Origin of the sequence: uncultured Microbulbifer sp., from assembly GCF_913055755.1 — a bacterium.
Classification (GTDB): Bacteria; Pseudomonadota; Gammaproteobacteria; order Pseudomonadales; family Cellvibrionaceae; genus Microbulbifer.
On the sequence record NZ_CAJXKH010000104.1, the window covers coordinates 1 to 12,700 of the forward strand.

6 protein-coding genes are annotated in these 12,700 nt (G+C 61.1%); 3 read left to right on the plus strand and 3 right to left on the minus strand.

Annotation, left to right across the window (positions count from 1 at the left end; all coding sequences use genetic code 11):
* Positions 1 to 153: 153 nt before the first annotated feature.
* Both QZ511_RS14500 and QZ511_RS14505 read right to left on the minus strand, forming a co-directional pair.
* A complete protein-coding gene (locus tag QZ511_RS14500; protein WP_295803403.1) occupies positions 154 to 3,072 on the minus strand; it encodes a glycosyl hydrolase 115 family protein in 2,919 nt (972 codons plus the stop codon).
* A gap of 154 nt (positions 3,073 to 3,226) precedes the next feature.
* Positions 3,227 to 5,854, minus strand: a complete 2,628-nt coding sequence (locus QZ511_RS14505) for an endo-1,4-beta-xylanase (protein ID WP_295803404.1) — start codon at positions 5,852 to 5,854, stop codon at positions 3,227 to 3,229.
* Positions 5,855 to 6,365: 511 nt separating this feature from the next.
* Between QZ511_RS14505 and QZ511_RS14510 the strand changes: the two genes are divergently transcribed.
* Together QZ511_RS14510 and QZ511_RS14515 are read left to right on the plus strand one after the other, a co-directional pair.
* The gene (locus tag QZ511_RS14510; protein WP_295803405.1) at positions 6,366 to 9,566 is read left to right on the plus strand and encodes a TonB-dependent receptor; all 3,201 of its coding nucleotides are present in this window, start codon (positions 6,366 to 6,368) and stop codon (positions 9,564 to 9,566) included.
* A gap of 114 nt (positions 9,567 to 9,680) precedes the next feature.
* Positions 9,681 to 11,192, plus strand: coding sequence for a tryptophan halogenase family protein (locus tag QZ511_RS14515; RefSeq protein WP_295803406.1), 1,512 nt, complete (start codon positions 9,681 to 9,683; stop codon positions 11,190 to 11,192).
* Positions 11,193 to 11,210: 18 nt separating this feature from the next.
* Here QZ511_RS14515 and QZ511_RS14520 read toward each other — a convergent pair whose 3' ends face one another.
* The gene (locus QZ511_RS14520; protein WP_295803407.1) at positions 11,211 to 11,759 is read right to left on the minus strand and encodes a GNAT family N-acetyltransferase; all 549 of its coding nucleotides are present in this window, start codon (positions 11,757 to 11,759) and stop codon (positions 11,211 to 11,213) included.
* Positions 11,760 to 12,344: 585 nt separating this feature from the next.
* Here QZ511_RS14520 and QZ511_RS14525 point away from each other — a divergent pair.
* Positions 12,345 to 12,700 (plus strand): DEAD/DEAH box helicase (locus QZ511_RS14525; RefSeq protein ID WP_295803408.1); only part of this gene is annotated, 356 nt, incomplete at its 3' end.

Genomic DNA, 12,700 nt, shown 5'->3' on the forward strand with positions numbered 1-12,700 from the left:
CCCAGCCCCAGATTTTTACCTGTGCCTGCCGTTGCAGCACCATGCCGTCGCCGATCAGTTTTGGCAGGCGTACCTCTGCCAGCGCACTGATGGCCAGCGTACTAGTGAATAGTGCCGCGGCGACTAACGGAATACCTTTTCGTACAAGCCTGTTCATGGTGTTGTGCCCCCAGCAGCGCGCGTGTCTGGCTGAATGTAAGTGCTTTGTGGCGGGCCAAGAAAACTGTGGCGCAGGCCGCCGGTATCGACGATTAGTTTCTGCATGGTAACGCCGGGATCTACCGCGTAGATCCGCAGCGTGTGCGGGCCGGGCCTGGATACCTGATGAGAGGACGTCGCCACGCGCACCCCGTCACTTACCGCCTGCGCCCAGCTCTGGTGGGTTTCCCCCGCCAGGATATTCACCACCTTTGGCTTCTCATCGTCCAGCGCAATGGCGTAACGCAGGCCGCGGCCCGGCTGGAAGTTCAGGCTGGGGGCAAAGATGCCCTGGATGCTGATCTCCCCGGTTGTGAACAGGGTCAGGTCGTATTCTACATAGGGCGCCTGCTCTGGCTTGCGGTAAACCCGGTCGCTCACCGGAAACACCGAGATGGAAGAGTGGCTGCGCCCGTGCAGCGGAATTTCTTCCCAGGCGGCGCCATCGCGATTCTGCTTGCGACTGAAACTCGCGGCCTCGATGGCGACAACTCCTTGCGCCTCGACAAATCCCTGCACCATGGCAGCGGCTTTCGCATCCGGTTTGAAGGTGTCGAGCGCAATGGTGGCGCCACCCCAGCCGGTACCGCGAATAAATATGGACTCCGTGCTGCGTCCTGCCGGCGCCCGCGGCCAGTCGATGGAAACCTGCAGGCGTGTGCTTTGCGCAACCGAACCCTCGCTGGCACTGAGTTGGATCCAGTCCGCACTGGGCTGTGCGGTAAAGTCGAATGGTTTGCTGCCGCGATTGAAAAGTTCGATGTAGTGGGTGGCAGCACCGTAGGGACTGAACTCCGGCAGTGCCAGGTTCCCGGTGGCGGGCCAGAATTCCGCGCTGCCCTCCACCGCAACCCCCATATCCGCTTCGCCGTGCGGTGTGTAGCGCACGGTGGCGGGCAGGGTGTTGGCGGGCGGGTTGTTCCAGTGGGTATAGCCGATATGGGGCTGGCTCATAAAATGATTCCACTTGCCGCCATTCAGCTGGTGGTATTCGGCCGCCAGTTCGGCGTCCTCGCGAAATAGCGCCGCGACTTTGTTTGCCTCGGCATTGGTGCTCGCGCGCCCCTGAGCGCCATAGAGACGATTTTTGCCGGTGGCCAGATGCAGCCGGCTGACAATCGCGCTGGCCCTGACCGGGTGCAGTACCAGCTGGAAAAACGCATCGCGATAACGCTCATCCAGTTTTGAGTAAATGGTTTCGGCCTGCGTCACCATCGCCCGTAACTCTGCTTCGACTGTTTCCGCCTCGCGATAATTCAGCTGGCTGTAGGTGTCCGCGTCCACCAGTTCCGGCTTGCGGCGGCCGTTGTGGCGGGTATAGGCGCTGATCAGGTCGGCAATTTCCGGGGCATATTCGCCGCCGAATTCCCGCGCCGCCCAGTACTGACCGTATTGCACCAGTTTTTCTTTGGGCCAGCTGGCCGGATTCCAGGCCAGGCGCAGGAAAAACTCCATGGGGAACTCCTGCGGTTTGAGATCGCCTACATTCACCAGCCAGATGCGGTCGGCGCCGTAGGCGTAGGCCAGGTTCATCTGCTCCCATACCTTGGCGATGGGGGTGACGTTGGTCCAGCGGTAGGAGCGCGGCTCGCCCACATAGTCGAAGTGATAGTAGACCCCGGCTCCCCCGCTGCGCTTGCGCTCTTCCGGCGTCGGCAGGCGGCGGATATTGCCCCAGTTGTCATCGGACCACAGCAGTGTCACATCGTCCGGCACGCGCATGCCGTTCTCGTAATAACCCTGGACCTCCTTGTACAGCGCCCACAGCTGGGGAACTTCTGAAAGAGGGCGATCATCGAAGACATTGCCGAGGATTTCCCGCTGGTCGTGTACGATTTTTTCCAGCAGGCCGATATTCTGCTCCTCGCTCATGGGCGTATCTTCCTGTCCGCGCATGCCGAGGGTGACGATATTGTCGAAGGGCTTGTTGCGCTTTGCGCCTGCTGTCCAGAAGTCGTACAGCCCGTCGGGGTTGCTCGCATAATCCCATGCGCCGTTGCCAAAATTTTCCCCGTAGCGGTTCCACTCCTTGTCGGCGCGCATCATCGGCTCGTGGTGCGATGTGCCCATCACGATTCCACGGGCATGGGCCAGCACCATATTCTGTGGATCGTCGTCGCTGAACGCGTTGTTCCACATCGCCGGCCACAGGTAATTAGCCTTGAGCCGCATCAACAGTTCAAAGACCTTGCCGTAAAACTCGTGGTTGTAGTTGCCGTACTTCTCCTGCACCCACCCGGTCAGTGCGGGTGCCTCGTCATTGAGAAAAATCCCGCGGTACCTGACCCGCGGCCAGTCCGCGACCCGGGTACCGGCGTCAACATACAAGTGCCGCGATTTTTTTACCGGTACATCCGCCCACCAGTACCAGGGCGAAACGCCGATCTGTTCGCTGAGTTCGTAAACGCCATAGGCTGCGCCGCGCCGGTCACTGCCGGCAATCACCAGCGCCTGCGCTACCCCCGGCAGTGGTTTTTCCACCACCTGTAGCAGGTAGCCTTCCCGCTTTCCGGTAACCTCGCCAACTTCCAGCTTGCCCGCAGCAACCAGCTGGTCGATCAGCGTGTTCTTGCCGATTTCACCGACGATGACCACATCTCCGCGCAGCTTTTCGACCGCGGTTGCAAGTGCGGGCTTGTATCCACTTACGCGCTGGATATCCCGCTGCAGGTCGTCGAGGGCGAGTGCAATGGCAGAGTCTGCATTGGCGTCCCGGTAAAGGATTGCCGTTTTGCGGCCGTCTACCAGCGCGACGCCGCCAGCATCCCGGGTTCCCGAAATAAATGAGTCGCTGCCCAGGGCCCGGGCGTACCCGGGTACCAAAACAAGGGCGGCCAGCAATGTGGCAGAGAGTAGAGAAGCGATCTTGGACATTGTGCGTTCGGTAGCCCCATTGCTACAAAGTTAAATAAACAAAGTTAAATAAACAAAGTTAAATAGACGAAGTTAAAAAACAAAGTAAAAAGGAAACCGGTGCGCCGCCTCCCCCGCAAAACTTTGCCAAGTTCTGCGGGGGAGGCGGAGAAGATTACTGCGGAGTAACCGAGAACTCGTCGAGATAGATGCTCTCGACTTCCAGCGGGGTGCCCTCAAAATACAGCCGCAGCTCATTCACCGTGCAATCCGCCGGAATCTCCAGGGTGCCCGCAAGCTCGCTCCAGCTGTTCGCGGCCATCGCGTCACTGCTCGCCACGGCCGAATAACTGTCGTCGGCGCCCTCGCAGGCCAGCTTGCTTGTCAGCGTCACCGGCGCCGCATCCGGACCGGAGTGCTGGACCCACACACTCACGTCATAGGTTGTGCCGGGTATTACCGCCGCGGTCAGGTCGTAAGACGGCATGGAATTTTCAGCGCGCGTCGATACCTTCAGGCTCTGCGCGCCGGCCTGCGCCTGTTCATCACTGACTGCCAGTGAAGTTCCGGCACTCCACCAGGCGCTCCAGTTACCCGCCAGGCTCGCACCCTCAAAGCCGCCGTCATTGATCAGGTTGCCATCTCCGGTGTCCTCGCCAGCGGCCGGTGCAATCACCTGCACGTTGTCGATATACACATCCGTGCCCGCGGCGGTGTTCTCTAAATACATCAACACCTCGGTCGGCTCACAGCTCGCCGGAATTTCCAGTGTCGCCTGCAACTCGGTCCAGGTGGCTGCGACAATGTCCGCGTTATCGGTGAGCCAGCTGTAGCTGTCGGACTGGCCCGCGCAGGCCAGTTTGCGGGTAATCGTTACCCGTCCCGCCATGCTCAGGTTTACCCAGGCGCTTACCGGATAACTGCCGCCGGCCTCGACCGCGCCGGTCAGATCGTAGAGCGCGTAAGCGCCGCCGCCGAAACCGGACGCCAGCAGACTGCGGTTGCCGCTCTGGGCCTGGTCGCTCGAGGTGGCGAGGCTGCCGCCGGCCCAGCCGGCACTCCAGCCATCGGCACCCTGTTCGAAATCGCCGTTGCTCACCAGGTTGGCCACCGGCTCCGCGCCCGCGATACCAAAGCGCAGCCAGTCGATATTGCCCACACCGCTGACATCGTTGAAGCGCACATACACATCGCGGCTGCCGGAAATGGGGGCCCAGTCGGCGGTCGCGGTTTCGAATTCGCTCCAGCCATTGGTGGGCGGCAATTCGACCCGCAGGGTGTTGGCACTGTCCAGTGTGTCCAGGCGAATGGAAATACTGCCGGTGGTGCCGGCACCCTTGGCGTAGTTGACGCTGAAGCTGTCCCAGTTTTCGTTGAACTCGACCCCGCGGAACACGATCCAGTCGCCCACATCGGTGTGCGCCACCACCTCGCCTGCGGCCTGCACGCCGCGGCCCTCGTCGTAGAGCTCCGCCTGCAGTGTGATCAGGCTGTCGCTGCCGGACCAGCCCGCCGGCACATAGTCGGGCACCAGCGTGTCGCAGCTACTGTCTCCGGCGAGGTAGCAGTTGAGCCACTGCAGGCCGGCGCGCTCGCTGCCATCGCTGGCCAGCAGCCAGGCCTCGCTGCGCCACATGTGTCCCTGCAGGTAGCCCCAGTGGGTGACTCCCGCCACCGCAGGGTGTTCCCAGAACACGCTGAACAGGTCGCGCAGTTTGTTCGCGTGGCGGGCATCGTCGGCAAAGTTGATGTCCAGCTCCGAGACGTAAATTGGCAGGCCGGCGGTGGCGAGGGTGTCCAGGTTCGCTTTTACATCGGCGGCCAGGGATTGTTCGAGAAAATGCGCCTGCACGCCGACACCGTCGATCAGCCCGCGGGACTGCAGCAGCTCCACCAGCGCCAGGTAATCGTCGGTGGCGTCGGCGAGGTTGAGGATGTTGTAGTCGTTCAGGATCAGCTTCGATTCCGGGAAATGTGCCCGCGCCAGTTCGAACGCGGTGATCAGCCAGTCCCAACCGGTTTCGCCGTCGCCACCGAGGGCGTCCTTGTACGCGGGGGGCGCGTGCAGGGGTTCGTTGACCACATCGATCATGGCCAGGTCGGGATAGCGCTCGGCGACAGCGGCGAGCCATTCATCGATTTCCGCGCGCTGCTCCTCCGCGCTCAGTCCATCCAGCCAGCCCGGTTGCTGCTGGCCCCAGAACAGGGTGTGGTATTTGAACGCGAGGCCGTTATCACCGGCAAAGGTATGCGCGGTGTCGAGATCGGTCCAGCTCATGGAATCGCGGGTGGCTTCCACGCTGCCCCACTTGCCGCTGTTGCCGGGAGTGACCTGGTCAAAGTATGTGGTGAGCTGGTTGTAGTCGTCGGCGTGTTCGATGGCGGTGCCGAAAAACTTTTGCTGTGCCGGCAGCACGGTCACTGTGACCGAATCTGCCGGGCTGGATGCGCCGCCGTCATCGCTCACTCGCAGCTCGAACACCAGTTTGGTGGATTCCTCCACCTCCGGCGCGGCAAAGGTGGCGGTGCCGCTGCCGTCGCTGTCGAGGGAGACCGATGGACCGGAGGCCTGGCTCCAGTTAAAGCTGGTCACGCTGCCATCGCTGTCCGAGCCGGCGCCGGAAAGGGTGACACTGTCGCCGCCGGCGACGGTGAGGTCCTGACCGGCTTCGGCAACGGGGGCCTGGTTGTTGTCGGAGACTGGAGGTGCGTCCGGCCCCTCAATTTTCTTTTCGGTACAGCCGGCTGCCGCCACTGCCAGTGCCAGCAGTGCGATGGGGAACAGTGAGTTTTTCATGGTCATACCCTTTCCGTTGGCCCGGTATTCCGGGCTTTTTTGTTGTGAATACGGCTTTGCGTGGCGGCGGCGCAGGGCTTGCCGCCCGCGGGTTACTGACGCGGGTGCGGTCACAGGAGTGACGGTGACGGGTCATCGCTTGTGTCATCGCTACAGTCGCGCAAGTGGTTATTCTTGTGGGCGGCCCCGGGGGCTTCCGGCCATCGGGGTTCCTCCCTCCGGCATTGCTTGCTGCTGCTTGAACGGGTTTTCGGTCTTGGTTGCCGATTGACGGTAACGCTACCATTCGATGTAAACGTTTACAACGGCTGGCGTTAAAATCCTCACGTTGCCGGCAAGATCGCGGTTTTTCGCCGCTTGAAAGTCCTTGACAGGGGGCAGTGTGGTGAATAATTCTAGAAATTGGTAGCGGTAACAAAACAATAATCGGCCAATCACAATAACAAGCCGCAGCAGCCATCCGGGAATTCGCGCAAGCGACGGACGCGCCGGCGGCAAGCGAGATGGGGGCACACCCGTGTTCAAGAAAAACAGACTTTCCGAAGTGATCATTGCGCTGGCGGCCACCGCGTTCAGCGCCCAGCAGGTACTGGCCCAGGAGGCTGAGGACTCCGACGAGGAGTCGTCAGCGGCGATGGAAGAGGTCATCGTCAGCGGGGTCCGCTACAACCTGCAGAATGCCCAGGACATCAAGCGCGAGGCGGACACGTTTGTCGACTCCATCTCCTCTGAAGACATGGGGTCACTGCCGGACCGCAGCGTGCTCGAAGCCATGCAGCGCATGCCCGGGGTTTCCATCGAGCGCTTTGCCGGTGCCGACGACCCGGACCACTTCGGGGTGGAGGGCTCCGGGGTCATCATCCGTGGCATGACCGCCACCCGCTCGGAATTCAACGGGCGCGATTCCTTTACCGCCAACTCCGGACGCGGCCTGTCGTTCCAGGATGTGCCGCCGGAATTGATGGGCGGTGTGGATATCTACAAAAACCAGTCCGCGGACATGATCGAGGGCGGCATCGGCGGCACCGTCAGCCTGCGCACGCGCAAGCCCTTCGATCTGCCCGAGGGGACCTTTTCCATTTCCGGGGATGTTTCCAGGGGCGACCTGAGTGACGATTCCACGCCGACCCTGTCCGGGCTGTACAGCGATCGCTGGACCACCAGTGCCGGCGAGTTCGGGTTGCTGTTCAATGTGGCGCAGTCGAAGCTGGACGGTACCTCTCACGGGATCCAGTCCGACACCTATCTCGAATACGACGCTGCCGGAATCGCCGGTGCGGAGGGGTTCGACACCGTCTGGGTGCCCAACGGTTCCAACTTTTTCATGAAGAACGACGACCGCACCCGCAAGGGCTATGCGGGCGCATTCCAGTGGGCCGCCCCGGACGAAACCATCCAGGCAACCGCCCAGTTCATGCGTTCGGACGCGAACCTGTCGTGGGTGGAAAACGCGGTGAAATACCAGGGCGACTCCTACGACGGCGAGCGCCAGGTAGGCCCGCTGGACGGCACCGAGTTTTCCTTCGATGACAACGGCGTGTTCGAGGACGGTGCCATGGTGCATGTCTCCAACGGCTGGCGCGGCGGTTACGCCCCGGGCGACGGCGAGTTTGGCACCAAGTTCCAGACCGATACCCGCTACAAGGAAACCCACACGGTGGTGGATGATTTCTCGTTCAACGTGCAATTCACGCCGAATGAGAACTGGGAGTACGGGGTGGACCTGCAGTATATCGAGGCGGAAACCCAGGACGACGACCTGCAGGTTGCCCTCGGCCAGTGGGCTGCACAGTTGTACGACACCAGCGGCGATACGCCGACACTTGCCATCGCTAACCCCTATCAACCCTACGACGGCAGTGACAACCCGGACTGGTTCCAGAATCCGGAAAATTACTGGTGGCGCTCGGCCATGGACCACTACGAGCGCTCCGAGGGTGAATCCTTTGCCTCCCGCTTTGACGGTGCCTACCACTTCAGCGAAGAGCCCCTGGGCCTGCTCCGCGCGGCAAAATTTGGTGTGCGCTTCGCCGAGCGCGAGCAGGTCGTCCGCACCACCTCCTACAACTGGGGCACCATCGGTGCCGAGTGGAAGCAGGCGGTGTACCTGAATGATCCGGCGGTGGCGAACCAGGGCTATGTGTTTGTGGACTTTGAGGATTTCCACCGCGGTGACGTGCTCTCGGTACCGGGCGGGGGGTTCCTGTTCCCCAGCGCGGACCTGGTGGAAGCGGTGGTTAAAGGCCAGCGCGAACTGTATAACTCTGCGCCGGATAACGACCCCTGGGTGCCGTACCCGAACCGCGACGATATCGTGGCGGAAGGTATTTTCCAGGCGCCGGAAGTGTTCAATACCACCGAAACCAATCGCGCCGCCTATCTGCGGCTGGATTTCGGTTCCGATGAAACCGCGCTGCGTTTTGCCGGCAATGTGGGCCTGCGCTATGTGGAACTGGAGCGCGAGGCGCTCGGCTCGGTACAGTACCCGGAGCTGATCGGACTGCCGTATCCGTCCGGTGCACCCACCGATCTCAGTGACTACGATGCGATCTATGCCTGGGGCGAGCAGGCGGTGGCCGACGGGCGCTATGCCACGGTCAAGGATGCCATCGCCTATGCGCGGGATTCCAACAACTGGCTGAGCGCGGAAGAAAAGGCCTTCGGCAACGATGCCTTCACCCTGGAACAGGGGGTGAGTAAATACTCCACCGTGCTGCCGAGCTTCAACCTCAAGTTGCAGATGAGCGATGACCTGCTGGCGCGCTTCGCGGTTTCCAAGGCCATTGCGTTGCCGGATATGTCGGAGGTGCGCAACCAGGCAGTACTCGGGGCGCGCTCCCTCGGTGTCACCTATGTACCGGACGAAGAGCTCTCGCCCAATGCGCCGCCGCCCTCGGGGGATGGCGAAGAGGATGCCGGGCGCGATATCAAATCCGTGGCACCGGTGCAGTGGCAGGGTTCCGGTGGCAACCCCTACCTGTGGCCGATGGAGTCGATCCAGTATGACGCCTCGCTGGAGTGGTACTTTGCCAAGGTGGGCTCCTTCACCACCTCGCTGTTCTACAAGGACCTGAGCGACACCTTCATTACCGGTGCCTTCCCGCGGGAGTTTGCCAACCCGCTGAGCGGGCAGATGCAGTCTGTCGACTTCGCCACCACCATCAACGGCGGCGACGGTTACATGCAGGGTGTGGAGCTGGCCTACCAGCAATTCTACGATTTCCTGCCGGAACCGTTCGATGGCCTGGGGCTGCAGCTGAACTACACCTGGATCGACTCCGGGCTGAGCAACAGCGGCCTCGGTGGGCCGGCGGAGCCGGCAACGTCTGCCGACAGTGATTCGGCAGACCGCTACCCGCTACCGGATATTTCGTTGTTGCCACTGAAGGGTGTTTCCGAACACACCTTCAACCTGGTGGGCATGTACGAAAAGGGCCCCTGGTCCGCGCGCCTTGCCTACAACTGGCGTTCCAAATACCTGCTGACCACCCGCGATGTGATCAGCAAGTACCCGTTGTGGAACGACGATGCCGGCTTCCTCGACGGTTCACTGTTTTACAACTTTGACAATGGTGTCACCCTGGGGCTGCAGGCCTCCAACCTGCTGGATACCCAGACCGAGACCATCATGATTCTGGACAATGAGGGTACCGAGGCACCGCGCTCCTGGTTTATCAACGACCGCCGCATAGCGCTGATTGCGCGCGCCACTTTCTGATCATTCGACTCGTCTCACGGGATTACTACCCGGGCGCACTGTTTTTTCAGTGCGCTTTTTTTGTAGTATTTCCGGACAACAAAAATAAATGACAGAAAACAGTGGATAGCGCCGATGCAGGACAAAAAACTTCGCAAGATTCTGATTGTGGGAGGCGGAACCGCGGGCTGGATGACCGCCGCAGCCCTGGCAAAGGTGCTCAGGGGCACGGTGCAGGTCGAACTGGTGGAGTCGGAGACCATTGGCACCGTCGGCGTCGGCGAGGCCACCATTCCACAGATCCAGCTGTTCAACCAGATGCTGGGGCTGGATGAAAACGCATTCCTGCGCAAAACCCGCGGCACTTTCAAACTGGGCATTCAGTTTGTGGACTGGGGGCGCCTGGGGAGCTCCTATATTCACGCCTTCGGTGAGGTCGGCAAGGATATGGAGGCGATCCCCTTCTATCACTACTGGTTCAGGGAGTATCAGGCCGGGCGCGCCGGTGAGATTGGCGAATATACCCTGACCGCGCTGGCGGCGGAGCAGGGGCGGTTTATGCGCTCCATCGATGCCGGCAATTCCCCACTGTCCAATATCGCCTACGCATTTCAGTTTGATGCGGGTCTGTACGCGCGTGCGCTGCGGGAATATGCGGAGCAGCGCGGTGTGGTGCGCACCGAGGGCAGGGTTGTGCATACCCGGTTGCGCAAGGACGACGGTTTTATCGAGTCGCTACAGCTGGCAGATGGTGCGAAGATCGAGGCGGACCTGTTTATCGACTGCAGCGGCTTTCGCGGGCTGCTGATCGAACAGGCGCTGGGGGTGGGCTACGAGGACTGGCGCCAGTGGCTGCCCTGTGACCGGGCCTGGGCGGTGCCCTGCGAAAGCAGTGGTGACCCACTGCCCTATACCCGCGCCACCGCGCGCCCCGCGGGCTGGCAGTGGCGCATCCCGCTGCAGCATCGCACCGGTAATGGCCATGTGTTCAGCAGCCGGTTTATGTCGGAGGAGGATGCGCGGGAGCTGCTGTTGCAGAACCTGGATGGCGCACCGCTGGCGGAGCCAAAGTTGCTGAAATTTACCACCGGTAAACGCAATAAATTCTGGCACAGGAACTGTATCGCCATCGGCCTTGCCAGCGGATTCATGGAGCCGCTGGAGTCCACCAGTATTCACCTGGTGCAGTCTGCCATTGCGCGTCTCCTGACCCTGTTTCCCAACCGGCATTTTGACCGTGAAGATGTGGACGAGTACAACCGCCAGACCCACTCGGAAGTGGACAGAATCCGCGACTTCCTGATTCTGCACTATCACATTACCCAGCGGGATGATTCGGAATTTTGGGACTACTGCCGCACCATGGAAATTCCGCAGTCATTGCGACAGAAAATCCAGCAGTTCAAGAAAAGTGGCCGAATCGTGCGCGCGGAAGCGGAGCTGTTCAACGAGCTGAGCTGGATGGAAGTCATGGTCGGGCAGGGGGTGTTGCCGCGAAGCTACCATCCCCTGGTGGATGTAATGCCGCAGGAGTTGCTGGCGGGGCGGATGCAGGAGATCAGGTCGGTCATCGAGCGATCTGTCTCTGCCATGCCCGCACACGCTGAGTACATTGCCCGCAACTGCAGCGCTGGCCCGCGCTCCTAGCGCAGGCTCAGCAGGCGGCTAGCGCAAGCTCAGACTGTACCGCACCGTGGTGTAGTCCCTGGGGTCTGCATGGCAATCGAATCCCAGCTCCCGGGCAACGTGGTCGATGGCGTTGTTGCCGGCGGACTCGATGGAGTAAATCTCTTCCAGTCCGTCTTCCCGGGCGGCGTCCACCAGATCCTGCAACAGGTACTTACCCAGGCCGGCATTCTGCCATTCGTCGGCGACTACCACCGCGCACTCGCAGGCGCGCCCATCCGGGTCGCAGGCAAAGTTGGCAACCCCCACCGCATGGGGATTACCGGCCTCGTCTTCGGCGATGGCGATAAACGCCTCGTGCCGCGAATCGTTATCGGTGAGGATGTGCATCAACTGCTTGCTTACCTGACCGATACCGCCGAGGAAGCGCATACGGCTGGAGTCGGCGGAGAGGCCGTCAACCAGCTCTCGTTCCAGCTCGCCATCGGAGCTGCGCACCGGGCGAATGAGTACCTGCCGACCGTCTCTCAGTGTATAGCGCGTGCTAAAGAGATCCTGGCTGGCATGTTTGGTCGTCGTGGCACTCATATTGTGTCTCCTCCCCGTTTACCACGGTTGCTGGATCGCGAGCGGTGGTCCGCCAGCACGACCCGTTTTTTCAATCGGTGGCTCACTGTTTTGTCGGTTGTGTTTGATATTGCGATTACCGATTAACCCGGCAGGTTTACACCTTCCGTTCCAAAAGCCTACGGTGCTGTCTTCAGCCTCCCAAGCTATCGCCGCGGAATCGCCGGTGATGGCGGCATTTAGCGCAAATATTCTTGTGCTGCAAATAAAACTGGGCAGTCTGCAGCCTTGTGGTATAGTGCCGCGGCTGGCTGTTACGCCAGCTGCGACATCTGTAGGCCGGATGCCTTTCCGGCTCATTTTTGGAATATTGTTCCCGCTTTCGGGTCCGATACCTTTCTACTGAATGCCGCAACGCGCCAGCGGGGAATCGCTGGCTAATGCCTGAAGCGGCGCACACGGTGGTAGAAGGTTGACCCGACACAAGCTGACTCTCGAACGGGGAGTCAAACCTCTCCCTCTGCCACTCCCTGATCGTGCAATCCCGGTATAAGCCCCGTTGGCAAACCGGTTGCGCGAAGAATTCACTCTGAATCAAGTAGTTTTATGTTATTTGAAGATCTCGGCCTTGCGCCGGAACTTGCCCGCGCCGTCGCGGAGCAGGGCTATACCCAACCCACCCCTATTCAGTCCCAGGCCATTCCGGTGGTCATGCGCGGCGGCGATGTGATGGCCGCGGCGCAGACCGGTACCGGTAAGACCGCGGGCTTTACCCTGCCGCTGCTACACCGCCTGGCCGGCGGCGAGCGCGCGCGCAACAACCAGGTGCGCGCGCTGGTACTGACGCCGACCCGCGAACTGGCGGCGCAGGTGTTCGACAACGTACAGAGCTACAGCCAGTACCTGCCCATGCGCCACTCGGTGGTGTTTGGCGGGGTGAAGATCAATCCGCAGATGATGCG

Excerpts from the sequence above, each read along its gene's own strand:
- QZ511_RS14500 (WP_295803403.1), bottom strand. The coding sequence starts at position 3,072 with ATGTCCAAGATCGCTTCTCTACTCTCTGCCACATTGCTGGCCGCCCTT.
- QZ511_RS14520 (WP_295803407.1), bottom strand. The coding sequence starts at position 11,759 with ATGAGTGCCACGACGACCAAACATGCCAGCCAGGATCTCTTTAGCACG.
- QZ511_RS14515 (WP_295803406.1), top strand. The coding sequence starts at position 9,681 with ATGCAGGACAAAAAACTTCGCAAGATTCTGATTGTGGGAGGCGGAACC.
- QZ511_RS14505 (WP_295803404.1), bottom strand. The coding sequence starts at position 5,854 with ATGACCATGAAAAACTCACTGTTCCCCATCGCACTGCTGGCACTGGCA.